The following is a 26,470-nucleotide window of genomic DNA, read 5'->3' as shown; positions in this document are numbered from 1 at the left end:
CAGGTTTTGCGTCCGAGGTAGTGGCAACCTGTTTCGGCGTCAGTTTTTGGCGGCGTCTTTGTAGGCTTGCAGTGCCTTGAGTCGCTCGCGCTTGAGAGCCTCTCCCAGGTCCGGGCCTTTGAAACCCTGTTCAAGCAGGGGTTGGACGGCGACGCTCAGGGCTGCCTGTGCCGCTCCTCGCAGGTAGTCCGCTTGAGGATAAGGCCGATTTTCCAGCCCCAACCGTCCCTTGGCATCCATCTCGCACGCCACAATGAACTCTTCAAAGCGTTGCGGCCGACGGTACACGTCAAAACGTTGCAACAACTCCAGTAAGGTCGATGCCTTGAGTTCAAGCGCGCGATGGCCGTGGGTGTGGTATTCGCCGACCAACATGGCCAATTCCTGACAGTCCCGAGGCACTTTAAAGCGTTCATTGATGGCTTTAATCAGACGCTGTCCCTTGTGCTCGTGGGCGATGTGCCGCGGCCATTCGCTCTCGCGGGTCAGCCCTTTGCCCACGTCATGCAGCAGACACGCCCAACGCACGGTCAGGGGCTGATGATGCCGCGCGGCTTGTTCGAGCACGCTGAGGGTGTGAACACCACTGTCTATTTCGGGGTGGTGGGCAGGGGGCTGCGGGACGCCAAACAGTGCGTTTACCTCAGGTAACAGCACGTGCAGTGCGCCGCAACTGCGCAACACTTCGATAAATACCTGTGGGTGGTCTTCCATCAGTGCGCGGGAGATTTCTTTCCAGCAGCGCTCGGGTGTCAGGGCTTGCAGTTCGCCTGAGGCAGACAATTGGCGCATCAGTTCCAGGGTTTCGGCAGCCACCTTGAAACCCAGCCCGGCATAGCGCGCAGCAAAGCGTGCAACGCGCAACACTCGCAGCGGATCTTCGGCGAATGCGGGTGAAACGTGACGCAATAACCGGGCTTCCAGATCCTGTTGGCCATGATACGGGTCGGTAATATTGCCTGCGTCATCTTCAGCCATCGCGTTGATGGTCAGGTCGCGGCGAATCAGGTCTTCTTCGAGGGTGACGTCGGGGCTGGCATGAAACACAAAACCGCCATAGCCATGACCACTTTTGCGCTCGGTGCGGGCCAGCGCGTACTCCTCACCCGTCTTGGGGTGCAGGAACACCGGGAAGTCGGAGCCTACAGGGCGAAAGCCTTTGGCGAGCATCTGCTCGGCACTGGCGCCTACCACCACCCAGTCGATGTCGGTGACCGGTTTGCCCAACAAGCGATCACGTACTGCACCGCCGACTTTATAGATCTGCATAAAAAACCTCCGTTAGCGCGACAGGATAACCGCTGCGCCGCACAAACGGAGGCCCTTGTGTCACAGGTGGAGGGCGCTTAGATCCAGTCGCGCGTAGTCCATCTCGCCATGCTCGCCTTTGGGCGGCACATGATGGACTTTCATGATCTGATCGCCTTGCAGGGTTTCGAGGTGGATATCAAAGCCCCACAGACGATGCAGGTGTTTGAGGACTTCGTCGGTGGACTCGCCCAGGGGTTTGCGGTCATGTTGTTGGTGGCGCAGGGTGAGCGAGCGGTCACCGCGCCGGTCGATGCTCCAGATCTGCACGTTGGGTTCGCGATTGCCCAGGTTGTACTGAGCGGCCAGGGTTTCGCGAATGATGCGGTAGCCGTTTTCGTCATGAATGGCCGGGACCAGCAAGTCGTCTTTCTGATCGTCGTCCATGATGCTGAACAGCTTGAGGTCGCGGATCACTTTTGGGGACAAGTATTGCAGGATAAAACTCTCGTCCTTAAAGCTGCTCATGGCGAACTTGATACTCGACAGCCAGTCGCTGCCGGCCATGTCCGGGAACCAGTGATAATCCTCCTCGGTGGGTGCTTCGCAGATACGCCGGATGTCGCGGTACATTGCAAAACCTAACGCGTAGGGGTTGATACCGCTGTAGTAAGGGCTGTCGAAGCCGGGTTGAAACACGACGCTGGTGTGGGACGTGAGGAACTCCATCATGAAGCCTTCGGTCACCAGGCCCTCATCGTAGAGGTCGTTCATCAGCGTGTAGTGCCAGAAGGTAGCCCAGCCTTCGTTCATGACTTGGGTTTGGCGCTGCGGGTAAAAATACTGAGCGATTTTGCGAACGATTCGTACGATCTCGCGCTGCCAAGGCTCCAGCAGCGGAGCGTGTTTTTCGATGAAGTACAGAATGTTTTCCTGCGGTTCATCGGGGAAGCGAGCGTTGTCTTTTTCGCTGAACTTGTCTGCGCCTTTGGGAATGGTGCGCCACAGATCGTTGATCTGTTTTTGCAGGTGCTCTTCGCGGTCTTTTTGCCGGCGGCGCTCTTCCTCGGCAGAAATCGGATACGGCCGTTTGTAGCGATCGACCCCGTAATTCATCAGCGCATGGCAGGAGTCGAGCAGGTCTTCAACAGCATCAATGCCGTGGCGTTCTTCGCACTGCATGATGTACTGCTTGGCGAACACCAGGTAGTCGATGATCGAGCTGGCGTCGGTCCAGGTGCGAAACAGGTAATTGCCCTTGAAGAAGCTGTTGTGGCCGTAGCAGGCGTGTGCGACCACCAGCGCTTGCATGCAGATGGTGTTTTCTTCCATCAGATAAGCGATGCACGGGTCTGAGTTGATGACGATTTCGTAGGCCAGCCCCATCTGCCCACGGGTGTAGGACTTCTCGGTGCTCAAGAAGTGTTTGCCATAGGACCAATGGTGATAGCCCAGCGGCATGCCTACGGAGGCGTAGGCATCCATCATTTGTTCAGCGGTGATGACTTCTATCTGGTTGGGGTAGGTGTCCAGCGCATAGCGTTCGGCCAGGCGTCCGATCTCACGGTCATAGGCCTGAATCAGTTCAAAGGTCCACTCTGAGCCAGTGGAGATGGGATGGCGTTTATTCTCTTTGGCGGTCATGTCACTAACCTGCGCTGGAAGAGTTCACGGAAGACCGGGTAGATATCGCCGGCCGAGACCAATTGCTGCTGGGCGAAGGTGTCGCTAAACGCCTCGCTGATGCGTTCGTACTCGTACCAGAGTGCCTGATGCTCGCGTGGGGTAATTTCCACGTAAGTGTAGTACTGCACGAACGGCATGATCTGGTTGATCAAAATGTCGCGGCAAATGGGGGAATCGTCGTTCCAGTTGTCGCCGTCGGACGCTTGGGCGGCGTAGATATTCCATTCGTTGGTGGGGTAGCGCTCAGCCATGATCTCCTGCATCAGTTTGAGTGCGCTGGACACAATGGTGCCGCCGGTTTCCCGGGAATAGAAGAACTCTTCTTCGTCTACTTCACGGGCGCTGGTGTGGTGACGAATAAACACCACGTCGATCTTGTCGTAGTTCCGTTTCAGAAACAGGTACAGCAGGATGAAGAAGCGCTTGGCGATGTCTTTGGTGGCCTGCGTCATGGAGCCGGAAACGTCCATCAGGCAGAACATCACGGCTTTGGAGCTGGGGTTGGGTTGTTTGACCAGCAAGTTGTACTTGAGGTCGAAGGTGTCGAGGAACGGCACGCGATGAATCCGCGCGCTGAGTTTCTCGATTTCGCTCTCTATTTCTTTGATATCGCCGAAGTTGTCAGGCTCTTCGCGCTTAAGTCGCTCCAGTTCAGCTTTGGCATCTTTAAGCTTTTTACGGCTGCTGCCCGTCAGCGCGATACGCCGCGCGTGGGCTGAGCGCAGGGTGCGAATGATGTTGATGCGGGACGGGTTACCCTCATTGCTGATGCCCGCGCGTACGGTTTTGAAGGTGTCAGTGCCGGTCAGGTTGCGTTTGACCAGGTTGGGCAGTTCGAGGTCTTCGAACATGAATTCGAGGAACTCTTCCTGTGTGATCTGGAACACGAACTCATCCATGCCTTCACCGGAGTTGCCCGCCTTGCCAGGCCCGCCGCCACCGCCTGAGCCGCCTTGCGGGCGCTGGATATGTTCGCCGCTGGTGAACTCCTTGTTGCCGGGGTGGACGACGGTTTGCTTGCCGCCACGGCCATGATGGAGCACAGGCTCGTCGATATCGCGGCCTGGAATGCTGATTTGTTCGCCATGCTCCATGTCCGTAATGGAGCGCCGACCGACCGCTTCTTCGACGGCCTTTTTAATGTGGTCGCGATAGCGGCGCAGGAAACGCTGGCGGTTTACCGTGCTCTTGTTCTTGCCGTTGAGGCGTCGATCGATCACATAGCTCATAAGCCCTCCGGGCAGCTTCAAGGGGTGAGCGGCAAGCTGCAAGTTGAAGCGCTCCCGGTGTGGGGCTTATGCGCTTTTTACGTGCAGCCTGCTGCTGGGTGCCTGGCGCTGCATCACTGCGATTTTCTGACCCGCAGGTACCACTCGGAGAGCAGTCGTACTTGTTTGTCGGTGTAGCCGCGTTCGACCATTCGGGTCACAAAGTCGTTGTGTTTCTGTTGATCCTCTTTGCTCGCCTTGGCGTTGAAGCTGATGACCGGTAGCAGGTCTTCAGTGTTGGAGAACATTTTCTTCTCGATCACGACCCGCAGTTTTTCGTAGCTGAGCCAGGTCGGATTTTTGCCGTTGTTGTTGGCACGGGCGCGCAACACGAAGTTGACGATTTCGTTGCGGAAATCTTTCGGGTTGCTGATACCGGCCGGTTTTTCGATTTTTTCCAGCTCCTCGTTGAGCGCCACGCGGTTGAGGATTTCGCCGGTTTCGGGATCGCGGTACTCCTGATCCTGAATCCAGAAGTCTGCGTAAAGCACGTAGCGGTCGAAGATGTTCTGTCCGTATTCGCTGTAGGACTCCAGGTACGCGGTCTGGATCTCTTTGCCGATGAACTCGATATAGCGTGGTGCCAAGTACTCTTTCAGGAACCGCAGATAACGTTCGCGGGTTTCAGGCTGGAACTGTTCCTGCTCGATCTGCTGTTCGAGCACATACAGCAGGTGCACCGGGTTGGCGGCAATTTCGTGCGGGTCGAAGTTGAACACCTTGGACAGGATCTTGAAGGCAAAGCGGGTCGACAGGCCGTTCATGCCTTCGTCTACGCCAGCCGTGTCGCGGTACTCCTGAATGGATTTGGCTTTCGGATCGGTGTCTTTGAGGTTTTCACCGTCATACACGCGCATCTTGGAGTAGATATTGGAGTTTTCCGGCTCTTTGAGGCGTGACAGTACGGTGAACTGAGCGAGCATCTTCAGGGTGTCAGGGGCGCAGTGGGCTTTGGCCAGCGAGCTGTTGAACAGCAATTTGTCGTAGATTTTGACTTCGTCGCTGACGCGCAGGCAGTACGGCACTTTGACGATGTAAATCCGGTCGATAAACGCTTCGTTGTTTTTGTTGTTGCGGAAGGTGTGCCACTCCGACTCGTTGGAGTGCGCCAGCAAGACTCCGGTAAACGGAATCGCCCCCAGCCCTTCGGTGCTGTTGTAGTTACCTTCTTGAGTGGCGGTAAGCAGCGGGTGCAGCACCTTGATCGGCGCTTTAAACATTTCGACGAACTCCATCAGGCCCTGGTTGGCCCGGCACAGTGCGCCCGAGTAGCTGTAAGCATCGGCGTCGTTCTGTGGGAATTCTTCGAGTTTGCGGATATCAACCTTGCCCACCAGCGCAGAAATGTCCTGGTTGTTCTCATCCCCCGGCTCGGTTTTTGCCACCGCGATCTGGTTGAGGATGGAGGGATAGAGCTTGACCACGCGAAACTGGCTGATGTCACCGCCAAACTCGGCCAGCCGTTTGGTGGCCCACGGCGACATGATGGTGCTCAGGTAGCGCTTGGAAATCCCGAAGTCTTCTTCAAGGATGGCGCCATCTTCTGTGGCGTTGAACAGCCCCAGTGGCGACTCGAATACGGGCGAGCCTTTAATGGCATAGAACGGCACCTTCTCGATCAGCTGTTTGAGCTTTTCGGCCAGCGAGGACTTGCCGCCGCCCACCGGGCCGAGCAGGTAGAGGATTTGTTTCTTTTCTTCCAGCCCTTGGGCGGCGTGGCGGAAATACGAGACGATCTGTTCAATGCATTCTTCCATTCCATGGAAGTCAGCAAAGGCCGGATAGCGGCGAATCACTTTGTTGGAGAAGATTCGCGACAGGCGAGAGTTGGTCGAGGTGTCCAGCAGTTCCGGTTCACCGATGGCCAGCAGCAGCCTTTCGGCGGCAGAGGCGTAAGCGCTTTTGTCGTTTTTGCACAGCTCAAGGTATTCCTGGAGCGTGAGCTCTTCTTGGCGTGTGGATTCAAAGCGTTGTTGGAAGTGGCTAAAAATACTCATGACGTCACCTCGCTCGATACGTGGAGCCGGCGATTGATCGGTCAGTTCGAGTGCTGGCATGCAGCAACGTTGCAGTCGCTGTGTACCCCCCAGGACACCATCAAAGGGGCTAACCCTTTGAAGTTACTACTGATGATCCATACGCCGGTGTACCGGCTCTCCCCAGATTCGGATGGCCTGAGCTAAAGGATAGTTGGTTATGGGAGAGGTCAAGGCGAGATGCGTGATTTGTTGCGTTAGACCGTTGGTCTGGCGGGGCGCCAGCCCACTGAATACGCGGGCTTGGCGTTTATTAAAAATTATTCGGCAGATCCTTCGCACGTTTCTTGCGGAAAAGTCGTGAGCCATAGTTCGAAGCCACCGTCCAGGCTGTACACCTCGCTAAAGCCTTGGCCAACCAGATAGGCCGCTGCACTTTGGCTGGAGTTGCCGTGGTAGCAGGCGACGATCAGTGGCGCGTCTAGATCGGCTTTGGTAATGAAGTCGTGCAGCGAATGGTTATCCAGGTGTTTGGCGCCAGTGATATGTCGGGCGGCAAAGGCTTGCGGGTCGCGGACATCAACCACTACGGCACCCTTTTCGCGCAGTGTTTGGGCTTGCTGGGGCGGGATACGTTTGAATTCGGTCATGGGAAATTCCTGTGGCCTGACTACGGGCGCGTGGGGGCTGCGCCCAAAGGTTGGGAAGGGGGGTGAGCCGTGACAGGGGCCGCAAGGTGGAGGTCGTCGCAATCGCAGCTTAAACGCTGGCCGGTGTCGACATTGAGCAGGGTCATGGCCCCGCCCCAGACGCAACCGGTGTCGAGGGCGAAAATCCCCGGCTCCTTGCAGTGGCCTTCCAGTGCGGCCCAATGCCCGAAGATGATCTTCAGGTCTTGAGTTTTACGTTCTTTGTAACTGAACCACGGTGCGTAACCGGGTGGGGCGCTGCCGACGCCTTCTTTGCTTTTAAGGTCGAGTTTGCCGTCGCGGGTACAAAAGCGCATGCGCGTAAAGTAGTTGGTAATCACCCGCAGGCGTGCGATGCCGGTCAGGTCGTTGTCCCACTTGGCCGGTTCGTTGCCGTACATGCCGTCGAGAAAAGGCCCCAGCAGGTTGTCATCCCTTAGTGCATGTTCCACTTCGCTGGCGTACTTGAGGGCTTTTTTCAGGCTCCACTGCGGTGGAATGCCCGCATGGACCAGTGCGGTATTGCGCACCAGGTCGTAGTGCAGGAGCGGCTGTTGGCGTAGCCAATTGAGCAGCTCGGCGCAATCCGGGGCGTCAAGGATCTCGCGCAGCGTGTCGCCTTTTTTCAGGCGCTCAATATTGTGGCCCACTGCAAGCAGGTGCAGGTCATGGTTGCCCAGCACGCACACCAGCGATTCGCGCATGCGGTACAGATAGCGCAGGGTCTCCAGTGACTCGGGGCCACGATTGACCAGGTCGCCCACCAGCCAGAGGGTGTCTGTGGTCGGGTTGAACGCAACCCGCTCCAGCAGGCATTTAAGCGGTTGCAGGCAGCCTTGCAGGTCGCCAACGGCATACACCGTCATCAGTGCAACGCTCCGGGTACAGCGAGGCGGAAGGGCGCGATGGTGGCTTTGAACTCATAGTCGTCAGCCTGCATCAGGTAACTGCCTTGCATGGTGCCGACCTTGGTCGTGATGACCGAACCGCTGCTGTAGGTGTGCTCCTCACCGGATTGAATCAACGGTTGAAGGCCCACGACCCCTGCACCACGCACTTCTTCGACGTGCCCATCGCCATCGGTGATCACCCAATGACGTGACAATAATTTTGCAGGCACAGAGCCGTTGTTCTTCACCGTGATGGTATAGGCGAAGGCATAGCGATCCTGATCGGGTTGGGATTGTTCTGGCAAGTAACGGGTGACGACGCTGACGTCGACCTGATAGCGGGGATCAGACATTCTGAAGGCCTTACTTGAATGCGGAGACACAGCTTGGGATAAAACTGATGCCTGAGTCTAGGCCAAGACACGGGTACTAGGCCAGATGTGGCCTGTACCCGTTTTGCGCGTTCAATCAGTCGGCAGCGGGCGCTGCGACCGGTTGTTCGCTGAGCTTGTCAGCCAGGCGCACAAAGGCGGCGAGGTCGAGTTGCTCAGGACGCTTGCTGCCATCGACGCCTGCGGCTTCGATTTCAGCGTTGCTGAGCAAGGCTTTGAGGGTGTTGCGCAGGGTTTTGCGACGCTGATTAAAGGCTTCGCGAACCACGCGTTCCAGCAGGCGATGGTCTTTGGCCGGGTGCGGAAGGACTTCGTGCGGCACCAGGCGGACAATCGCCGAATCAACTTTAGGCGGCGGGTTGAATGCGCCCGGCCCTACGTTGAACAGATGTTCGACGCGGCAGTGGTACTGAACCATGATCGACAAGCGACCCCAGTCACCACCGCCTGGCCCTGCGGCCATGCGCTCAACCACTTCTTTTTGCAGCATGAAGTGCATGTCGCGAATCAGCTCGGCGTTTTTCAGCAGGTGAAAAATCAGCGGTGTGGAGATGTTGTACGGCAGGTTGCCCACTACGCGCAGAGTGCGCGGTGCGGCGTTGAGGCTTTTGAAGTCGAACTTCAGCGCGTCACCCTGGTGCAGGGTGAAGTTGCTCATGCCGGCAAACTGCTGGTTCAGGATCGGGATCAGGTCTTTGTCGAGTTCAACAACGTCGAGCTGGCCGCCGCTGTCGAGGATGCCTTCGGTCAATGCGCCTTGGCCCGGGCCGATTTCCAGCAGTCGGTCGCAGGCCTTGGCATTGATGGCACGCAGAATGCGGTCGATAACACCGGCGTCATGCAGGAAGTTTTGGCCAAAACGCTTGCGCGCCTTGTGTTGGTATTGCTCGTTCATATACGGGTCTCGGCCATCTGGTAGGCGGTTTCCAGGGCGACTTGCAGGCTGCCGGTGTCGATCTTGCCGCTGCCCGCCAGGTCCAGGGCAGTGCCATGGTCTACGGAGGTGCGGATAATCGGCAAGCCCAGGGTGATGTTGACGGCGGCGCCAAACCCTTTGTATTTCAGCACGGGCAGGCCTTGGTCGTGGTACATCGCCAGCACTGCGTCGCAGTGTTCCAGATATTTGGGGGTAAACAGAGTGTCAGCAGGCAGCGGGCCACGCAGGTCCATGCCCTCGCTGCGCAGTAGCTCCAGGGTGGGTTCAATAATGTCGATTTCTTCATGGCCCAAATGTCCGCCCTCGCCAGCGTGGGGGTTGAGCCCGCACACCAGGATGCGCGGTTGGGCGATGCCGAATTTGTGTTGCAGGTCGGCGTGCAAAATACGCGTAACGCGCATCAGTCGCTCGGGGGTGATTGCATCGGCGACCTGACGCAGCGGCAAGTGCGTTGTGACCAGCGCCACGCGAAGTCCGCGGGTGGCCAGCATCATCACCACTTGTTCAGTGCGGGTCAGGTCGGCGAGGAATTCGGTATGGCCGCAGAAGGGAATGCCGGCCTCATTGATCACGCCTTTGTGTACCGGGGCGGTGATCATGCCTGCAAAGTCGCCATCGAGGCAGCCTTGGGCGGCGCGGGTCAGGGTGTGCAGCACAAAGGCTGCGTTGGCCTGGTCCAGAGTGCCCGCCGTGACAGGGGCGTGCAAAGGCGTATCCCAAACATACAAACTGCCTGCTGGCGCCGGATGCTCAGGCCAGTGGCCGGGGCTGACCGGCAGCAGGGTGACAGCCACACCGAGCTGCGCGGCCCGCTCAGTGAGCAGGTCGCAGCTGGTGATGGCAATCAGGGGATGTGGCTGGTGTTGCGAGGCGAGTAGCAGGCACAGGTCTGGACCTATGCCTGCCGGTTCGCCGGGTGTCAGTGCAAAACGCGGGTTTTTCACTGTGTTGCCTGGTCGGCGTTCTCTTGCGAGGTGGCGCCAGGCAGTTTGATCTCTACATAGGCTTCATCGCGGATCTGACGCAGCCAGGTTTGCAGCTCTTCGTCGTACTTGCGGTTACGCAGGGCGTTCATGGCCTGTTGTTCGCGTGCTTGAGACGTGCTGTCAGTGGCGCGGCGGCCAAGCACTTCCAGTACATGCCAGCCGTATTGGGTCTGAAACGGCTTGGACAACACGCCTTGCGGGGTATCAGCCATGGCTGCGCGGAACTCAGGCACCAGCGAATCCGGGTTAACCCAGTTCAGATCGCCGCCGTTAAGCGCCGAACCCGGATCTTCGGAGTAGGTTTTAGCCAAGGTCGCAAAATCTTCGCCCGCTTCTATACGGTCGTGGATTTTATTGATCAGTATTTTGGTCTGTTCTTCATTGCGGATTTCTGTTGGCTTGAGCAGGATGTGGCGCACGTGCACCTCGTCCACCACCACAGACTCACCGCCACGTTTGGCATTGAGTTTGAGGATGATGAAACCGCCTGGCGTGCGAATAGGCTCAGTGATGTCGCCCACCGGCATTTCACTCAACAGTCGGTCGAACGGTGGTGGCAGTTGAGCCGCTTTACGCCAGCCCATGTCGCCACCTTCCAGCGCGGTATCGCTGCCCGAGCGTGCGATTGCCATTTGGCCGAAGTCAGCGCCTTTTTTCAGCTGGTTGTAGATATCAACCGCTTGTTTGTAGGCGTTCTGGATCGCTTCCGAATTCGCGCTTTCAGGCGTTGGAATCAGGATGTTGGCCAGTTGGAACTCTTCGGACATTTGCATCTTGCCCAGATCGGACTTGAGGAAGTTTTGCACTTCCTGATCGGTCACCTGAATGCGCTCGGCCACACGGCGTTGACGCACACGGCTGATGATCATCTCGCGACGGATCTGGTCACGGGCATCTTCATACGACAGGCCATCACGAGCCAGCGCCTGACGGAACTGGTCAATGGTCATGTTGTTGCGCTGGGCAATCGTGCCCACAGCCTGGTTCAGCTCTTCATCGGTGATGCGAATGCCCGAGCGCTCGCCGATCTGCAATTGCAGGTTTTCGACGATCAGGCGCTCCAGCACTTGCTGATCCAGAACGCTGGCAGGCGGTACGCCCTGACCGCGCTTGGCGATGGTCTTCTGAACTTCCTGAACGCGTTGGTCCAGTTGGCTCTGCATGATCACGTCGTTATCGACGATGGCCACAACTTTATCCAGAGGCTGAACCGCGGCGTGAGCCGCGGTACCCAGGAACAACGCGCCCAGCACTAGCGGGCGCAGACACTCAGAAAGCTTGATCTTCACGTTCACGATAACCTTGGATGCCTTTGTCGAGGAAGCTCTCTACTTTGGTGCCAACAACGCCACCGAGACCTTTCAGCACAATTTGAAGGAAGAGACCATGGTCGCCCTTCTCGTTTTGAGGGGCTTCTTGGGTGTATTCGTCGTTGGAGACCCAGTAACGGTTGATCAGACGAAGTTTCCAGCAGCAGTTGTCGTACTCGAAACCACCGAAGGCTTCCAGTGTACGGTTGCGGTTGTAGTCGTACTGCCAGCGGCTGATCACGTTCCACTGCGGCACGATCGGCCAGATCACCGAGAAATCGTGCTGCTTGATCTTGTAGTAATCCTTGATGTAGCCAGGCTGGCCTGGAGACAGGTAATCGCCTCCGCCAACGGTCCACTTACCGGTGTACTGGTCGTAGCGAACCTGGTCGTTGCGATAGCGGAAGCCAGCGTTGACCACCTTGTTCGGGTTGTCTTCAGGCTGGTAGTGCATCATCGCGCTGCCAGAACGCGGGCTGCGGGTTTCCGGGTCCCAGTTGTAGTCAGCGGTTGCACGCCAGTCGCGGTTGAAGCGATAGGCGTATTCCAGTGCATACGGGGAAACGTTGGAGGTCGCGTCCTTACGGTCGTCGGAAATGCCCGGCAACTGAACTTTGCGGTCCTTGAAGTAGTAAGCCTGGCCGACGCTGACGCGTTGGCGTTCAAAGCCGTTGTCTTCGATCCAGCGGCTGGTCAGGCCCAGCGACAGCTTGTTCTCGTCACCCACGCGGTCCGAACCGGTGAAGCGGTTGTCACGCCACAGCGAGGAGTAGCTGAACGTGCTTTCGCTGGTGTCGAAGATTGGAATGTCGCTTTGATCGCGCTCGGGCACATACAGGTAGAACGCACGAGGCTCAAGGGTTTGGCGATAGTTTGTGCCGAACCATTGAGTGTTGCGGTCGAAGTACAGGCCGCTGTCGATACTGGCGATCGGGACGCTACGGGTTTGAGAGCTATTGTATTGCTCCCCTTTCAGCAAGGTCTGTTTGCCTTTGGTGTCCAGATCAAGATCGTACTGGGTGTACATGTACTTGAGCGATGGAGTCACGTAGCCGTAGCTCGCGGTCATCGGCAAGCTCATGCTCGGCGCAAGGTTCAGGCGCGTACCGTTGGCGCGGGCCAAGCCTGCGACACGGGTATCCAGTCGGCTAGCGACCGTGCCGTCTTCGTTGGTGTAGTCGCCGTTTTCCAAGCTGCGCTCAAAGCGAACAATCTCGGTGTCGTATTTGAAGTCCAGACCGCCCGGGTGGTACGGCAATGCACCGTTGAAGGTGATTTGCGGCAACTTGTTGTACGGCGTGATCTGGGTAACGGTGGCCATTTGATAGGCCTGAGCATTCAGCGTGGCGTTGTAGGTGTCGCCACGGTAGGTCACCGAACCTTGCTGGTTCACGTATTCGCGGCTTTCAACCCCGATCTGATCGCTTTGCAGGTCCTGGAAGTAATACGGGTCGCTGATCTTGGTGTAGTCGACCTGCGTCAGTACGCGCGAATCCAGGCCACCCTTGTGCTGCCAGTTGAGCATGTAGCGGGTGTCTTTGTAGTCGGTCTGGTCTTTGCGCTTGTCATCCTTGTCGTTCAGATAAGCGGCACCAAACTGACCTTCGCTCGACTCGGTCAGGTAGCGGAATTCGCCTTCCATCAACAAGCCGCGTTTGGTCATGTAGCGCGGGTACAACGTGGCATCGTAGTTCGGCGCCAGGTTGAAGTAGTACGGGGTCACGAGCATAAAGCCGGTGTCGGTGCTGCTGCTGAAGGACGGCGGCAGGAAACCGGACTGACGGCGGTCGTCGATCGGGAAATAGATGTACGGGGTGTAGAAGACCGAAATGTCTTTAACCCGCAACGTCACGTTGGTGGCCGTACCGAAACCGGTGGCCGGGTTCAACGTGATGTTGTTGCCCTTGAGTTGCCAGGCATTGCTGTTCGGTTCGCACGTGGTGTACGTACCATCCTTGAGGCGGATGATGGCGTTTTCGCCGCGCTTGGCGTACAGCGCACTGCCGCGAATGCGCGACTTGTGCAGGATGTATTCAGCGTTGTCGACCTTGGCTGCGCCGGTGTCGAGCTGAACATCGGCGTGATCGCCGACAATCAACGCACCGTTGTCACGCAGACGGACCTTGCCGTTCAGCTCGCCCCGGTTTTCAGCCTGATACAGGCTGGCTTCGTCGGCTTCGATCTGCATGCTGCCCTGACGCATGACAACGTCACCGGCCAGCGTCGCGATCTGCTCTTCCTGCTGGTAGCGGGAAGCCTTGGCGCCGATAAAGGTCGGGGAGTCGCTTTTGCTGGTCGGGTCATTCATGCCCGGACGGATTGGCTCGATGTAAGCGCCCGAGCAATACGGGCCGGTTTCGGCCAGTTGTGCAGGGGTCAGCTTGTCGCGCTCCACCCAGTCAAGGTGACTGTAGTCGGCACTGCGCGCTTTCAGACCACGGCCTTTGGCTTCTGTCACCAACGGGGTCTGGGCGACTTGCTCGATCGTCTCGCCACTGGCGCCGACCGATGCATCGCTGTGAACCGGGCGCGGCGGCAATTGAGCCGTCGTCGCTTTCGGTGCGCAATCCCAGCCGCCCGAAGCCGACACGGAACAGTCATACTGCTCCTCGGCAACAGCGAATGGCGCAGCTAAAGGTTGCATGGCCAGCAAACTGCCGGTTACCAGCAACGGAAATTTTTTACGAAACGCGGGGGATTTCAATGCCATCTTATTAGTCCGGGCTTCCTGCGTGCCATCAGCCCGCGGTGGGGGACCGCACGCCTCTCGATGGTCTGGAAAAGATGCTGGATAATAAAGCATGACCCGCTTGACGGCTAGGGCCGTCGGAGACCCACGCAATGCCTGACCAAGATGTACGCCTGCAACACCTGAAAGTTTGGCTCGATGAGCAATTATCTGCCCTGTTTTTAAATCAAGGCTGGGGCCTCGTCCCCCCGGCCACGTTGACTGCGGCCAGCAGCGATGCGAGCTTTCGGCGGTATTTTCGCTGGGAGGCCGAGGGTCGCAGTTTTATCGTCATGGACGCTCCGCCCCCCCAGGAAAACTGCAAACCTTTCGTCGATATCGCCGAATTACTGCGCACAAGCGAAATAAATGTGCCGAAAATTTTTGCTCAGGACCTCGAGCGCGGGTTTCTTTTGCTCAATGACCTGGGCAATAAAACCTTTCTTGACGTTATTAATGAAGATAACGCCGATGAGCTGTTCGACGACGCCATTGAAGCGCTGCTGGCCTTTCAGCAGTTGCCAATGACCGAGCCATTGCCCAGCTATGACGTGGCCTTGCTGCGCCGCGAGCTGGAGTTGTTCCCTGAATGGTACGTGCGCCGTCACTTGGGCATTGAGCTGGATGAGCAACAGCAGGCGCTGTGGCAGCAGGTCAGCGATCTGTTGATCGACAGCGCCCTGGCACAGCCCAAAGTGCTGGTGCACCGCGACTTTATGCCGCGCAATCTGATGTTGAGCATCCCCAACCCCGGCGTGCTGGATTTCCAGGACGCGGTATATGGCCCGGTGACCTATGACATCACCTGCTTGTTCAAGGATGCATTCCTCAGTTGGCCAGAGGAGCGGGTATTGCAGTGGCTGAGCAACTATTGGGAGAGCGCGCGTCATTTGGCGATTCCCGTGCAGCCGGTCTTGCAGGACTTTTTGCGTGCCAGCGACCTGATGGGCGTGCAACGCCATTTGAAGGTGATCGGTATCTTCGCGCGTATTTGCCACCGCGACGGCAAGCCGCGTTACCTGGCGGATGTGCCGCGCTTCTTCTCCTATATAGAAGCGGTACTGGCGCGCCGTCCTGAACTGGCGCAATTGGGTGAGCTGTTTGTAAGCCTGCGTCAGCCCGCCGAGGCGCCCCTATGAAGGCGATGATTCTGGCTGCGGGCAAAGGCGAGCGTTTACGCCCCTTGACCCTGCACACGCCAAAACCGCTGATTCGTGCGGGCGGTGTGCCTCTGATCGAGTACCACCTGCGTGCGCTGGCCGCCGCAGGTTTTACCGAGATCGTGATCAATCACGCCTGGCTCGGTCAGCAGATAGAAGATCACTTGGGTGATGGTTCACAGTTGGGTGTCAGCATTCAGTACTCCGCTGAAGGCGAACCCTTGGAAACCGGCGGCGGGATTTTTAAAGCATTGCCGTTGTTGGGCGATAACCCGTTTGTGGTGGTGAACGGTGATATCTGGACCGACTATGACTTTAGCGCCCTGCGCCAGCCGCTTGCCGGGCTTGCGCATTTGGTGCTGGTGGATAACCCGGCGCACCACCCCACAGGTGATTTTTGCCTGATGGACTCGCAGATCAAAGATGCACAACCGAACGCGCCCACGCTGACCTACAGCGGCATCGCCGTACTCAGCCCCCAGTTGTTCAGCGGCTGCACGGGCGGCGCGTTCAAGTTGGCGCCGTTATTACGTACAGCCATGGCCGCCGGCCGTGTATCAGGAGAGCGTTTGCTAGGGCATTGGGTAGATGTAGGTACGCATGAGCGTTTGGCTGAGGTTGAGACCTTGATCAAGGGCGCTCACTAATATGCTGTGGCCAGGGACTCTGATCGGAGCCGGAGGTGGCTTTTTGATAGCCAGTATTCCGGGGGCCATGCTCGGTGCATTGCTGGGGCAGGCGCTGGACCGGCGTCTGCAACTGCACAGCTGGGCGCATCTGCGCGAACGCCTGGGCGGACGTGCAGTGCTGCGCAATGACGAACTGCTGTTTGTGTTGCTCGGTCGTCTGGCCAAAAGCGGTGGGCGAGTGGTGGATAAACACATTGAGCAGGCGCGCCAAGAGATGCGTTTGCTCGACATGAGCGCGCCTGCGCAGAAACGGGCGATTGGCGCCTTCAATCGTGGCAAGTCCGGCAATGAATCATTGCGCGGTTATTTGCGGCGCCTCAAGTCACAGCCCCACGCCGCAGAAGGTGTTTTGCGCGCGTGCTGGCGGATGATCATTGCCGATGGCCGGGTCGACACCCGGGAGCGTGAATTGATTGTGCGCTGGGGGCGTTGGCTGGGCTGGACCCCGCAACAGATTCAAGCGTTGGGCGCTGATTACGAGGCCCCAAAAAGACCGCTGGCAACGCGTGGCGGCACGTATCAAGAGTCGCTCACGCTGTTGGGCGTCACCGACCAGAGTGATCCGGCGCAGATCAAGCGCGCCTATCGACGTTTGCTCAGCCGTCATCACCCGGACAAGGTGGCAGGCTCGGGTGCAAGCCCCTCTCAAGTGCTTGAGGCGACCGAGACGACCCGCGAGCTGCATCACGCTTACACGTTGATCCGCCAGCGTCGCGGGTTTTGAGCGTTACTTATCCACAGGCTGCGGACTGAGCCAGCCGCGAATTCGGCGAAACAACTGTTCTTGCTCGGCCTCGCGGTTGCCTGGAATAGCCGCTAACGCCACCTGTTTAAACTCTCCGCCATTCACCCGCTTGCTGGCTTGCAGCCGTTGCAGGGCCGCTTTGCGCGCCAAAGCGTTGTCTTTATAGAAGACGTCCAGCAAGGCGACTTTGAGCGTCGGGGTCATTTGGCTCAAGTCCGCCTGGGCCTGAGCCGGTGTCTGCGCGGCCACCATCACCAGTTTTGACACATTTGCGGGTTGTTTTTCGGCCACATAGCGTGCTGCCCAATACGCCCCCGTGCCGTGCCCCAACAATACGATGCTGCGCACATTCTGCTGCTGTGCGAAGGCAATGCTTGCCTCGATACGGGCGAAGATGCGCTCGGCATCGGCGGTGTTCATCTCTTCACGCGTGGCGAGGGGCGTGACGTCCGGCGCCGGGTTTTCAGTGCCGACGCTGGCTGCCTGTTCGATAGGTTTGGCTGTGGTGCTGGCGTCTTTGCTGCTACTGTCTGGCGCTTGTGGCGTAGGTAATTTCTCGGGTTCGACGGTGCGCGCCTGACTGGCTTCGCTTTGCAGGTCTGGCAAGCTCAGGCTCAGGCTGGCCCAGTTGGCGTCCGGCAGTTTGTTGCGCAGCGGGCTGATAGCCAGCGGCCAGTCAGCGGTTTCGCCTGCACCGGGCACGATAATCACTGCACCGCTGGGGTCGTTGCTGTTAGCGGGTTTCCACAGCGCAAGGAAGGTGTCGTCACCCGCTTGCAGCTGTTGCTGTTCGTGCTGCGGGAGCTGTCGTTCAAGCGCAGTCGCGTCTTCCTGGCTGCGTTCGAGCAAGGGCTGACGCTCAACAGGTTGAGGTTGTGCAGGCTCGGCAGCGGGCTGCGGCTCAGCAGCGTAGACCGGTAATGCCAAGGGCAGTAGTAACGACAGGCACAGGGCTGGCAGCGCCAGACGGTAAGAAGACATCAGTTTTTCCAGGCCAGAAGTAATCCCGGCAGCCTAAAGGGTTGATCAGTATTTGTCAGGGTGTGAGCGTTCAGATGACACGTTTTTGCTATCTGTTGGTTATCGGCTGGTTCTGGCTGCCCTTGATGAGCCATGCAGCGCCCGTGCCTGCGGCGCAGTTGAGCGTTGAGCAACAACAATGGCTGGCGCAGCACCCGGAGTTGCGGGTCGGCCTGGTGCTGCAAGCGCCTTACGCCAAATTTGATCAGCGTTTGCAACAGCTCTCCGGGGCCAATGTGGAGCTGATGAAGTGGCTGGCGCAGGCGTTGAACGTTGAGTTGCGCTGGCGCAATTATCCGGATCTGGCGCAGCTTGAAGCAGCGGCCCGCGCCGGGGAGATTGATCTGGTGCCGGGCCTGACCCAAACACCGGCAGGGTTGCGCCTGTGGCTGTTTTCCGACCCGTATATGCGGGTGCCGCAGTTGGTGGTAGGCGAGCGCAACGGCAACGGAGCGGTCGATCTGGAGCGGCTCGACAGCCAGACTCGCGTGGCGGTGCGCATGCCCAGTGCGACGGTGGAGTTTTTACGCAGCAGCTACCCAGGACTCAATTTGCAAGGCGTGCCGCTGGAGCGTCAGGCGTTGCAATTGTTGCTCAGCCAGCAAGCGACCTATGCCGTGATTGATGAAGCGCAACTCAGTCGCTTGTCGGTTGAGCCGGAGTTCGCCGGGTTAGCGGTGGTGGGCGATATCGGTTTGCCGCAATTGTTACGCGTGGCGACCCGACGCGATTGGCCGCAGCTGGCCGGGATCGTCGAACGCGGGCTGCATGCGATACCGGCACGCGACATGGAGCAACTGCATGCCCGCTGGTTGCAGCCCAAATACCCCCACCTGGGCCCTTCGCCCGGCTTTTGGCAAAACCTGAGCCTGTTGATCGGTGCAGTGTTGTTGGCGTGCATGGCGATTGTGTACTGGCAGCGGCGTCAGCAAACCGCGCTGGAACGGGCGCTGCTCAGTGCGCGCGAAGACATCGCGCTGCGTGTCGCGAGCGCCGAAGCGTTGCGCCTGACCCAGTTTTCAATCGACCAAAGCCCGGTCGGCATTCTGTGGGTCAATTGGGACAGTCACGTGCGCTATGCCAATCAGGCCGCCGAACACATGCTCGGGTGTGCGCAGGGTGCGGTCCTTGAGCGACCTTTGAGTGATTTTGAACCGGGGCTGACGATGGACCGCTGGCTCGGTTTGTGGAAGCGCGCACGGGCCAGTGAAGACGGCGCGCAGCGCTTTGAAAGCCAATGTGTGCGTGCCGACGGCAGCACGTTTCCGGCGGACATTACCCTCAGCTTCCTGCGTTTTCAGGCGGCGGAGTACTTGGTCGTGTACCTCAATGACATCACTGAACGCCGTCGCGTGCAGGCCGCGCTGCAAGAGAGTGATGCGCGCTTGCAAGGCATCGCGGCCAATGTGCCGGGGCTGGTGTTTCGTCTGGAGCGCTCACTGCTCACGGGTGAGTTGGACTTCCCCTACATCAGTGAAGGCAGTGAGAGTTTGGCCGGCTTCTCGCCCGCGACGTTACGTAAACGCGAAGTCGGTTTGCGCAGCCTGGTACATCCCGACGACAAGGCGGATTACCACCGCGTGCAGGACCTGGCGCTGGACAGCGACAGCGACTGGGCGTGGCAAGGTCGCATTGTTACGCGCGATGGTCAGCAGCGCTGGGCCGAGATCAAGGCCATCACCCGGCGGCTGGGCGATGGCACCGTGGTGTGGGACGGCATTGTGTGGGATATCAGCGAAAGCAAGCGCATTGAACTGGAGCTCGACAGTTCGCGTGGTCAATTGCGTGAACTGTCGGCGCACCTTGAGAGTGTGCGTGAAGAAGAAAAAGCACGTATCGCCCGCGAAGTGCACGACGAGCTGGGGCAGATGTTGACCGTGCTCAAACTCGAAACGTCCATGTGTGAGCTGGCGTATGCCGACCTCGACCCTGGGCTGCGCGAACGCCTGAACAGTATGAAAAAGCTCATCGCTCAGCTGTTTCAGTTGGTGCGTGATGTGGCCACGGCCTTGCGCCCGCCCATTCTGGACGCGGGCATCAGTTCTGCCATCGAATGGCAGGCGCAGCGCTTTGAAGCACGTACGCAAATTCCGTGTCTGGTGCAGGTGCCTGAACATTTGCCACCGCTGAGTGCTGCCAAGGAAGTAGGTCTGTTCCGGATTTTGCAGGAGGCGCTGACCAACGTGATGCGCCATGCTCAGGCGCAAACCGTTGAGTTGACCTTAAGCATTGAACAACAATCGCTGTGTCTGACCATCAGCGATGATGGCCTGGGGTTTGTTCCCGCCACCGGCAGGCCAACCTCTTTCGGGCTGGTGGGCATGCGCGAACGCGTATTGATGTTGGGGGGTACGCTGTCGTTGCACAGTGTGCCGGGCGAAGGCACCACCCTGAATGTGCGGGTGCCGCTGGTTCAGCCGTCGAAATGACCTTGATGAGGAAATACCTGTGATTCGTGTACTGGTAGCGGAAGACCACACCATCGTGCGTGAAGGCATCAAGCAATTGATCGGCCTGGCCAAGGACCTGCTGGTCGTGGGGGAGGCGAGCAATGGCGAGCAATTGCTGGAAACCTTGCGTCATGTGCCGTGCGAAGTGGTGCTGCTGGATATTTCGATGCCCGGTGTCAACGGCCTGGAAGCGATCCCGCGGATACGTGCCTTGAACAACCCGCCCGCGATTTTGGTGTTGTCGATGCACGACGAAGCGCAGATGGCGGCGCGGGCGTTGAAATTTGGTGCGGCGGGGTATGCGACCAAGGACAGTGATCCGGCGTTGCTGCTCACGGCGATTCGAAAAGTGGCGGCAGGGGGGCGTTACATCGACCCGGAGTTGGCGGATCGCATGGTGTTTGAAGTGGGCCTGACTGATTCGCGGCCGTTACATGCGTCGTTGTCGGAGCGGGAGTTTTCAGTATTCGAGCGACTGGCGCAGGGCGTAAACGTGAATGACATCGCGCAGCAACTGGCCTTGAGCAGCAAGACCATCAGTACGCACAAGGCGCGCTTGATGCAAAAACTCAACGTCACCTCGCTGGCGGAGTTGGTGAAGTACGCGATGGAACACAAGCTGGTGTGAAATACGAAACCGCAACGGTCGTCGCTGGCGCAGGCTGCGATAAGAGTGAACGATCATTAAATGCCGTAGCCCATCGCAGCCTTCGGCAGCGACTACCGAGTGGGGCGTGTCTGATTACGACAGTTTTGTATCATTGATTTGCCATCGTGCTTGGCCATAAGCGTCTCACTGTCTTAAACGCGACATCTGTGTAGGGCACGCCCTACCCCTAATCTTCCAACTGCCTCATGTGAATCTCTCCTGCGCCCCGATTTCTGCGGGCTGGCGCCTTCTTTAGTCTTGGGCTACAGCAGTCCAAAACAAAAGGTGTGGCTATGAGTGAGGTCGGTGCAAGCGCTGGGTCGAATGACATTTTGGTCAGCTTTCGTGGCGTGCAAAAAAGCTATGACGGCGAAAACCTGATCGTCAAAGACCTCAATCTGGACATTCGCAAAGGCGAGTTTCTGACCTTGCTCGGGCCTTCAGGGTCGGGCAAAACCACTAGCCTGATGATGCTCGCAGGCTTTGAAACGCCCACCGCGGGTGAAATCCTGTTGGCGGGCCGCTCGATCAATAACGTGCCGCCGCACAAGCGCGACATTGGCATGGTGTTTCAAAACTACGCGCTGTTCCCGCACATGACCGTGGCTGAAAACCTGGGCTTTCCGCTGTCGGTGCGCGGCCTCAATCGCACGGATATCAGTGAGCGGGTCAAGCGTGTGTTGAGCATGGTGCAGCTCGATGCGTTTGCCCAACGTTACCCGGCGCAACTTTCGGGCGGCCAGCAACAGCGGGTTGCACTGGCGCGCGCGCTGGTGTTCGAACCGCAGCTGGTGCTGATGGACGAGCCGTTGGGCGCGCTGGACAAGCAGTTGCGCGAGCACATGCAGATGGAGATCAAGCATCTGCACCAGCGCCTCGGTGTGACCGTGGTTTACGTGACTCACGACCAGGGCGAAGCGCTGACCATGTCGGATCGGGTGGCGGTATTCCATCAAGGTGAAATTCAGCAAATTGCCCCGCCGCGAAGCCTCTACGAAGAGCCGAAAAACACCTTCGTCGCCAATTTCATTGGTGAAAACAACCGCCTCAATGGCCGCCTGCACAGTCAGGACGGCGAGCGTTGCGTGGTCGAACTGAGCCGCGGTGAGAAGGTGCAAGCGCTGGCGGTGAATGTGGGGCGCACCGGCGATCCGGTGACCCTGTCGATCCGCCCGGAGCGCATCAGCCTCAACGGCGCCAGTGAGTCCTGCGTGAACCGTTTCTCGGGGCGAGTTGAAGAGTTCATCTACCTGGGCGACCACGTGCGGGTGCGCCTGGAAGTTTGCGGCAAGAACGATTTTTTTGTGAAACAGCCGATCGCCGAACTGGACCCGACGCTGGCCGTCGGGGACGTGGTGCCACTCGGTTGGCAGGTTGAACACGTACGTGCGCTGGACCCTCTCTTAGAGGCGAATTAATCGCCCCGGCTTCACCAACCCTGTGGAGAACACCATGCATAAATCCCTGAAATTATCGGTCCTGAGTATGGGCCTGTTGTGCGCCGCCAATGCGCTGGCGGCCACCGACCTGACCGTGGTCTCGTTTGGCGGGGCGAACAAGGCCGCTCAGGTCAAAGCGTTTTACGCGCCCTGGGAGGCCAGCGGCGACGGCAAAATCATCGCCGGTGAGTACAACGGTGAAATGGCCAAGATCAAAGCGATGGTCGACACCAAAAGCATCTCGTGGGATTTGGTCGAGGTTGAATCGCCCGAACTGTCCCGTGGTTGTGACGAAGACATGTTTGAGCAACTGGATCCGGCACTGTTTGGTAATCCCGATCAGTACGTGTCTGGCGCCATTCAGTCATGCGGCGCAGGCTTCTTCGTATGGTCCACGGTCATGGCTTACAACGCTGACAAGCTGAAAACCGCGCCGACCAGTTGGGCGGATTTCTGGGACACCAAAACCTTTCCCGGCAAACGCGGGCTGCGCAAAGGTGCCAAGTACACATTGGAATTTGCACTGATGGCAGACGGGGTTGCGCCCAAAGATGTGTACACGGTGCTGGCGAGCAAGGACGGTCAGAACCGCGCCTTCAAAAAACTCGACGAGTTGAAACCGAGCATCCAGTGGTGGGAAGCCGGTGCACAGCCGCCGCAGTACCTAGCCTCGGGTGATGTGGTGATGAGCTCGGCGTACAACGGCCGCATCGCTGCGGTGCAAAAAGAAAGCAACCTGAAGATCGTGTGGAACGGCGGCATTTACGACTTCGACGCGTGGGCCATCCCTAAAGGTTTGAGCCCGGCCAAAGCTGAGGCTGCGAAAAAGTTCATGCAGTTCACGCTTAAAGCTCAACAGCAGAGTGTGTACTCGCAAAACATCGCGTATGGCCCGGCGAATAAAGAGGCCATGCCGCTGCTGCCTAAAGAGGTGCAAGCCGACATGCCGACTGCGCCTGAAAACATCAAGGATCAGGTGCAGATCGACGTCAGCTTCTGGGCTGATAACGGCGAGCAACTGGAGCAACGTTTCAACGCGTGGGCTGCCAAGTAAGCCGCGCTGATACCCGACGCGCCCGGTCAGGGCGTGTCGCCCTTGTTTAAAGATTTGCGGAGTTCGCCATGGCCCTCGCCATCCCCTTGAACGAAGTCTCCAGCCCCGGCTTGAAGAAGCGCCTGGCGCATGCTGAGCGTGTGAATCGCTGGAAGGCGCAGGCGTTGATTGCACCGTTGGTGATCTTTCTGCTGCTGGTGTTTTTGGTGCCGATTGCTGCGCTGTTGTACAAAAGTGTCGGCAACCCGGAAGTGGTCGAAGGCTTGCCTCGCACGGTGGTGGCGGTGCACGGCTGGGATGGCAAAGGTTTACCGGCTGAGCCGGTGTATCTGGCGCTCAGCGAGGACTTGGCCGAGGCACGCAAGAATCAAGTATTGGGCGATTTGTCCAAACGTCTGAACATGGAGTTGGCTGGCTACCGCAGCCTGTTGATGAAAACTGCCAAAGCGCTGCCGTTCAAGGCGGTGCCGGCATCTTACAAAGACGCACTGGAAACCCTCGACGAGCGTTGGGGTGACCCGGCGTATTGGCAGGCGATCAAGCGCAATAGTTCAAGCGTGACCCCGTTTTACCTGCTGGCAGCGGTCGATCACCGTATTGATGACCTCGGCGAAGTGGCTCCGGCCACACCGGATCAGGCGATTTACCTGGACATCTTTGCCCGTACCTTTTGGATGGGATTGGTCATCACCTGCATCTGTCTGGTGCTGGCATACCCCTTGGCGTACCTGCTGGCCAACTTGCCCGCGCGCCAAAGCAACTTGTTGATGATTCTGGTGCTGCTGCCGTTCTGGACCTCGGTGCTGGTGCGCGTCGCGGCCTGGATCGTCTTGCTGCAATCTGGGGGGCTGATCAACAGTGCCCTGATGAGCATGGGCGTCATCGACAAACCGTTGGAGTTGGTGTTTAACCGCACCGGGGTCTACATCTCGATGGTGCACATCCTATTACCGTTCATGATCTTGCCGATTTACAGCGTGATGAAGGGTATTTCGCCGACCTATATGCGGGCTGCGATCTCACTGGGCTGTCATCCATTTGCCAGCTTCTGGCGCGTTTATTTCCCACAGACGTATGCCGGTGTCGGTGCCGGTTGCCTGCTGGTGTTCATCATCGCAATTGGCTACTACATCACCCCCGCATTGCTGGGCAGCCCTAACGATCAAATGGTCAGTTATTTCGTGGCGTTCTACACCAATACCAGCATCAACTGGGGTATGGCCACGGCGTTGGGCGGTTTGCTGCTGCTGGCGACGGTGGTGCTGTACCTGATTTACAACTGGCTGGTGGGCGCCACCCGCCTGCGTCTGAATTAAGGAGGCCGCCATGCTGAGCCCTTACATGTCCCCCGTTGAACGGGTGTGGTTCTACAGCTTGCGCATCCTTTGTGGGCTGATTCTGTTGTTTTTGATCTTGCCGGTGCTGGTGATCATCCCGTTGTCGTTTAACTCCGGAAGTTTTCTGGTTTACCCGTTGCAGGGCTTTTCGCTGCATTGGTATCAGGACTTCTTCGCCTCGGCCGAGTGGATGCGCGCATTGAAAAACAGTGTGATCGTGGCCCCGGCGGCCACGGTATTGGCAATGGTGTTTGGCACGTTGGCGGCGATTGGACTGACCCGTGGTGACTTCCCCGGCAAGGCGCTGGTCATGGCGCTGGTGATCTCGCCGATGGTGGTGCCGGTGGTGATTATTGGTGTGGCCAGCTACCTGTTTTTCGCGCCCTTGGGGCTGGGTAACAGCTACTTCTCGTTGATCGTGGTGCATGCGGTGCTGGGCGTGCCGTTTGTGATCATTACCGTGTCGGCGACGTTGCAGGGGTTCAACCAAAACCTGGTGCGGGCGGCGGCCAGCTTGGGCGCTTCGCCGCTGACCGCTTTTCGCCGGGTGACTTTACCGCTGATTGCGCCGGGCGTGATCTCAGGTGCTCTTTTTGCCTTTGCCACCTCGTTTGATGAAGTGGTGGTGACGCTGTTTCTGGCCGGGCCGGAGCAAGCGACGTTGCCGCGCCAGATGTTCAGCGGCATCCGTGAAAACCTCAGCCCCACTATTGCCGCAGCGGCCACGCTGCTGATTGCGTTCTCTGTCGTGTTGCTACTGACGCTGGAGTGGTTGCGCGGGCGCAGTGAGAAGCTGCGTACAGCACAGGTCTAAATCCAGCAGGCGTCCCACAGGGGGTAATCGCCGATCCGCGAGGTCAACTGAGCGCGGATCGGGTTTTGGATAAGGTAGCGGGCGGCGGCCTTGAGGTCATCTTCCCGGCGTAAGGCGCGGTCGTGATAGCCCTTTTGCCATAGCCGGCTTGTGGATTGGGTGGCGAGATTGACAGCGACGCTGCTGCGCGACTTTATTCGGCACATCAACTCACCCAGCGACTTTGTGCGTAACTCTACGAGCCAATGGCAGTGATCAGGCATTACGACCCAGGCGAGTGAGTTGACGATGCCTTCGTCGTGAGCTTGTCGGAGTTGGTTGACCACCAGGCGGCCCAGATGGAAGTCACTGAATACGGGGCGTCGTTGGTCGGTGACGGTAGTGAGCATATAGATGCGGCCGGGTTCGGAGTAGCGGCCTTTGAGTAGTTGTTTGCTGTTGTAGGATTTTGGCATTCCTTTGCCTTCGTGAAGATAGATGTTTTCTAAAGTTAGATGGGTTATCAGGCAACGCCTTGTGCCTTTATTGGCAAGATATTGCAGGAAGCTGTTGGGCCTTATCGCAGCCTTCGGCAGCGACTACAGCGTCGCGCATGCCTATGTAGTCGCTGCCGAAGGCTGCGATCGGTCGCGTAGCGGCCGCAAGGCGGTGTGCGCGTCGGGGCGCGCGGTAAACATGCGCGCGACCGTGTTTAGCTCACTAAAAGGTGCGTCATGCCGCCCTTCGCTATTTTCGGCAGCGACTACAGCGTCGCGTATGCCTATGTAGTCGCTGCCGAAGGCTGCGATCGGTCGCGTAGCGGCCGCAAGGCGGTGTGCGCGTCGAGGCGCGCGGTATACATGCGCGCCACCGTGTTTAGCTCACTAAAAGGTGCGTCATGCAGCCCTTCGCTATTTTCGGCAGCGACTACAGCGTCGCGTATGCCTATGTAGTCGCTGCCGAAGGCTGCGATCGGTCGCGTAGCGGCCGCAAGGCGGTGTGCGCGTCGAGGCGCGCGGTATAC

The 26,470-nt window shown here is 58.4% G+C and carries 22 protein-coding genes; 9 read left to right on the top strand and 13 right to left on the bottom strand.

All coding sequences use genetic code 11. The features are described from left to right. Positions 1–39: 39 nt before the first annotated feature. The 11 genes from ACP7A4_RS05710 to ACP7A4_RS05660 all read right to left on the bottom strand — a co-directional run bounded on the left by ACP7A4_RS05710 (position 40) and on the right by ACP7A4_RS05660 (position 14,092). The gene (locus tag ACP7A4_RS05710) at positions 40–1,269 is read right to left on the bottom strand and encodes a multifunctional CCA addition/repair protein (protein ID WP_426245941.1); all 1,230 of its coding nucleotides are present in this window, start codon (positions 1,267–1,269) and stop codon (positions 40–42) included. A gap of 60 nt (positions 1,270–1,329) precedes the next feature. Further along, positions 1,330–2,892, bottom strand: coding sequence for a SpoVR family protein (locus tag ACP7A4_RS05705; protein WP_048364228.1), 1,563 nt, complete (start codon positions 2,890–2,892; stop codon positions 1,330–1,332). Next, positions 2,889–4,163 (bottom strand): YeaH/YhbH family protein, encoded by a 1,275-nt coding sequence (locus tag ACP7A4_RS05700; protein WP_059765271.1) that lies wholly within the window; start codon positions 4,161–4,163, stop codon positions 2,889–2,891. The genes ACP7A4_RS05705 and ACP7A4_RS05700 overlap by 4 nt, the downstream gene beginning before the upstream one ends. A gap of 113 nt (positions 4,164–4,276) precedes the next feature. Beyond that, on the bottom strand, positions 4,277–6,199 hold the full coding sequence (locus tag ACP7A4_RS05695) for a PrkA family serine protein kinase (protein WP_048364230.1): 1,923 nt from the start codon (positions 6,197–6,199) through the stop codon (positions 4,277–4,279). Between the two features lie 299 nt (positions 6,200–6,498). Then, positions 6,499–6,828, bottom strand: a complete 330-nt coding sequence (gene glpE, locus ACP7A4_RS05690; RefSeq protein WP_059765269.1) for a thiosulfate sulfurtransferase GlpE — start codon at positions 6,826–6,828, stop codon at positions 6,499–6,501. Between the two features lie 20 nt (positions 6,829–6,848). Next, on the bottom strand, positions 6,849–7,733 hold the full coding sequence (locus tag ACP7A4_RS05685) for a symmetrical bis(5'-nucleosyl)-tetraphosphatase (protein ID WP_203301920.1): 885 nt from the start codon (positions 7,731–7,733) through the stop codon (positions 6,849–6,851). Then, positions 7,733–8,110, bottom strand: coding sequence for a Co2+/Mg2+ efflux protein ApaG (apaG, locus tag ACP7A4_RS05680; RefSeq protein ID WP_059765265.1), 378 nt, complete (start codon positions 8,108–8,110; stop codon positions 7,733–7,735). The genes ACP7A4_RS05685 and apaG overlap by 1 nt, the downstream gene beginning before the upstream one ends. Positions 8,111–8,225: 115 nt before the next feature. Next, complete coding sequence (gene rsmA / locus ACP7A4_RS05675) at positions 8,226–9,044, bottom strand: 16S rRNA (adenine(1518)-N(6)/adenine(1519)-N(6))-dimethyltransferase RsmA (protein ID WP_048364234.1); 819 nt, start codon at positions 9,042–9,044, stop codon at positions 8,226–8,228. Next, a complete protein-coding gene (gene pdxA, locus ACP7A4_RS05670; RefSeq protein WP_048364235.1) occupies positions 9,041–10,030 on the bottom strand; it encodes a 4-hydroxythreonine-4-phosphate dehydrogenase PdxA in 990 nt (329 codons plus the stop codon). The genes rsmA and pdxA overlap by 4 nt, the downstream gene beginning before the upstream one ends. Then, positions 10,027–11,367: a peptidylprolyl isomerase SurA gene (gene surA, locus ACP7A4_RS05665; RefSeq protein WP_203301919.1), complete on the bottom strand. Its 1,341-nt coding sequence runs from the start codon at positions 11,365–11,367 to the stop codon at positions 10,027–10,029. Before surA ends, pdxA begins: the two co-directional genes overlap by 4 nt. Beyond that, positions 11,342–14,092: an LPS-assembly protein LptD gene (locus ACP7A4_RS05660; protein ID WP_426245936.1), complete on the bottom strand. Its 2,751-nt coding sequence runs from the start codon at positions 14,090–14,092 to the stop codon at positions 11,342–11,344. The genes surA and ACP7A4_RS05660 overlap by 26 nt, the downstream gene beginning before the upstream one ends. Before the next feature lie 131 nt (positions 14,093–14,223). Here ACP7A4_RS05660 and ACP7A4_RS05655 point away from each other — a divergent pair, with 131 nt between their 5' ends. The 3 genes from ACP7A4_RS05655 to ACP7A4_RS05645 are packed head-to-tail and all read left to right on the top strand — an operon-like array spanning position 14,224 to position 16,683. Further along, positions 14,224–15,249, top strand: a complete 1,026-nt coding sequence (locus tag ACP7A4_RS05655) for an aminoglycoside phosphotransferase family protein (RefSeq protein ID WP_059765256.1) — start codon at positions 14,224–14,226, stop codon at positions 15,247–15,249. After that, positions 15,246–15,917: an N-acetylmuramate alpha-1-phosphate uridylyltransferase MurU gene (murU, locus tag ACP7A4_RS05650; RefSeq protein ID WP_203301917.1), complete on the top strand. Its 672-nt coding sequence runs from the start codon at positions 15,246–15,248 to the stop codon at positions 15,915–15,917. The genes ACP7A4_RS05655 and murU overlap by 4 nt, the downstream gene beginning before the upstream one ends. Position 15,918: 1 nt before the next feature. Next, on the top strand, positions 15,919–16,683 hold the full coding sequence (locus ACP7A4_RS05645; RefSeq protein WP_059765252.1) for a TerB family tellurite resistance protein: 765 nt from the start codon (positions 15,919–15,921) through the stop codon (positions 16,681–16,683). A gap of 3 nt (positions 16,684–16,686) precedes the next feature. On the opposite strand, the gene ACP7A4_RS05640 is transcribed toward ACP7A4_RS05645, so the two are convergent. After that, positions 16,687–17,685: an alpha/beta hydrolase family protein gene (locus tag ACP7A4_RS05640; protein WP_059765250.1), complete on the bottom strand. Its 999-nt coding sequence runs from the start codon at positions 17,683–17,685 to the stop codon at positions 16,687–16,689. A 74-nt stretch (positions 17,686–17,759) separates the two neighbouring features. Between ACP7A4_RS05640 and ACP7A4_RS05635 the strand changes: the two genes are divergently transcribed. The 6 genes from ACP7A4_RS05635 (at position 17,760) to ACP7A4_RS05610 (ending at position 25,467) form a co-directional block, all read left to right on the top strand. Then, positions 17,760–20,153 carry a PAS domain-containing sensor histidine kinase gene (locus tag ACP7A4_RS05635; protein ID WP_426245932.1) on the top strand — a complete coding sequence of 798 codons (2,394 nt, stop codon included), beginning with the start codon at positions 17,760–17,762 and terminating at the stop codon, positions 20,151–20,153. After that, positions 20,119–20,802 carry a response regulator gene (locus ACP7A4_RS05630; RefSeq protein ID WP_173427009.1) on the top strand — a complete coding sequence of 228 codons (684 nt, stop codon included), beginning with the start codon at positions 20,119–20,121 and terminating at the stop codon, positions 20,800–20,802. The genes ACP7A4_RS05635 and ACP7A4_RS05630 overlap by 35 nt, the downstream gene beginning before the upstream one ends. A gap of 314 nt (positions 20,803–21,116) precedes the next feature. Beyond that, a complete protein-coding gene (locus ACP7A4_RS05625) occupies positions 21,117–22,241 on the top strand; it encodes an ABC transporter ATP-binding protein (RefSeq protein WP_059765246.1) in 1,125 nt (374 codons plus the stop codon). A gap of 34 nt (positions 22,242–22,275) precedes the next feature. Beyond that, complete coding sequence (locus ACP7A4_RS05620; RefSeq protein ID WP_203301914.1) at positions 22,276–23,316, top strand: ABC transporter substrate-binding protein; 1,041 nt, start codon at positions 22,276–22,278, stop codon at positions 23,314–23,316. A 68-nt stretch (positions 23,317–23,384) separates the two neighbouring features. Then, complete coding sequence (locus tag ACP7A4_RS05615) at positions 23,385–24,632, top strand: ABC transporter permease (protein ID WP_203301913.1); 1,248 nt, start codon at positions 23,385–23,387, stop codon at positions 24,630–24,632. Positions 24,633–24,642: 10 nt separating this feature from the next. After that, positions 24,643–25,467: an ABC transporter permease gene (locus tag ACP7A4_RS05610; protein WP_048364247.1), complete on the top strand. Its 825-nt coding sequence runs from the start codon at positions 24,643–24,645 to the stop codon at positions 25,465–25,467. Here ACP7A4_RS05610 and ACP7A4_RS05605 read toward each other — a convergent pair. Continuing rightward, positions 25,464–25,922 carry an REP-associated tyrosine transposase gene (locus ACP7A4_RS05605; protein ID WP_426245928.1) on the bottom strand — a complete coding sequence of 153 codons (459 nt, stop codon included), beginning with the start codon at positions 25,920–25,922 and terminating at the stop codon, positions 25,464–25,466. The genes ACP7A4_RS05610 and ACP7A4_RS05605 overlap by 4 nt on opposite strands. Positions 25,923–26,470: the final 548 nt, after the last annotated feature.

It is taken from the genome of Pseudomonas sp. TWR3-1-1, assembly GCF_049896545.1.
Classification (GTDB): Bacteria; Pseudomonadota; Gammaproteobacteria; order Pseudomonadales; family Pseudomonadaceae; genus Aquipseudomonas; species Aquipseudomonas weihenstephanensis.
The sequence above is the reverse complement of the archived record's forward strand: the minus strand, read 5'-3'. Positions and strand labels throughout refer to the sequence as shown.

Coding starts and splice junctions, on each gene's coding strand:
- ACP7A4_RS05710 (WP_426245941.1), bottom strand. CDS start 1,269: ATGCAGATCTATAAAGTCGGCGGTGCAGTACGTGATCGCTTGTTGGGC.
- ACP7A4_RS05705 (WP_048364228.1), bottom strand. CDS start 2,892: ATGACCGCCAAAGAGAATAAACGCCATCCCATCTCCACTGGCTCAGAG.
- ACP7A4_RS05700 (WP_059765271.1), bottom strand. CDS start 4,163: ATGAGCTATGTGATCGATCGACGCCTCAACGGCAAGAACAAGAGCACG.
- ACP7A4_RS05695 (WP_048364230.1), bottom strand. CDS start 6,199: ATGAGTATTTTTAGCCACTTCCAACAACGCTTTGAATCCACACGCCAA.
- glpE (WP_059765269.1), bottom strand. CDS start 6,828: ATGACCGAATTCAAACGTATCCCGCCCCAGCAAGCCCAAACACTGCGC.
- ACP7A4_RS05685 (WP_203301920.1), bottom strand. CDS start 7,733: ATGACGGTGTATGCCGTTGGCGACCTGCAAGGCTGCCTGCAACCGCTT.
- apaG (WP_059765265.1), bottom strand. CDS start 8,110: ATGTCTGATCCCCGCTATCAGGTCGACGTCAGCGTCGTCACCCGTTAC.
- rsmA (WP_048364234.1), bottom strand. CDS start 9,044: ATGAACGAGCAATACCAACACAAGGCGCGCAAGCGTTTTGGCCAAAAC.
- ACP7A4_RS05660 (WP_426245936.1), bottom strand. CDS start 14,092: ATGGCATTGAAATCCCCCGCGTTTCGTAAAAAATTTCCGTTGCTGGTA.
- ACP7A4_RS05655 (WP_059765256.1), top strand. CDS start 14,224: ATGCCTGACCAAGATGTACGCCTGCAACACCTGAAAGTTTGGCTCGAT.
- murU (WP_203301917.1), top strand. CDS start 15,246: ATGAAGGCGATGATTCTGGCTGCGGGCAAAGGCGAGCGTTTACGCCCC.
- ACP7A4_RS05645 (WP_059765252.1), top strand. CDS start 15,919: ATGCTGTGGCCAGGGACTCTGATCGGAGCCGGAGGTGGCTTTTTGATA.
- ACP7A4_RS05640 (WP_059765250.1), bottom strand. CDS start 17,685: ATGTCTTCTTACCGTCTGGCGCTGCCAGCCCTGTGCCTGTCGTTACTA.
- ACP7A4_RS05635 (WP_426245932.1), top strand. CDS start 17,760: ATGACACGTTTTTGCTATCTGTTGGTTATCGGCTGGTTCTGGCTGCCC.
- ACP7A4_RS05630 (WP_173427009.1), top strand. CDS start 20,119: ATGTGCGGGTGCCGCTGGTTCAGCCGTCGAAATGACCTTGATGAGGAA.
- ACP7A4_RS05625 (WP_059765246.1), top strand. CDS start 21,117: ATGAGTGAGGTCGGTGCAAGCGCTGGGTCGAATGACATTTTGGTCAGC.
- ACP7A4_RS05620 (WP_203301914.1), top strand. CDS start 22,276: ATGCATAAATCCCTGAAATTATCGGTCCTGAGTATGGGCCTGTTGTGC.
- ACP7A4_RS05615 (WP_203301913.1), top strand. CDS start 23,385: ATGGCCCTCGCCATCCCCTTGAACGAAGTCTCCAGCCCCGGCTTGAAG.
- ACP7A4_RS05610 (WP_048364247.1), top strand. CDS start 24,643: ATGCTGAGCCCTTACATGTCCCCCGTTGAACGGGTGTGGTTCTACAGC.
- ACP7A4_RS05605 (WP_426245928.1), bottom strand. CDS start 25,922: ATGCCAAAATCCTACAACAGCAAACAACTACTCAAAGGCCGCTACTCC.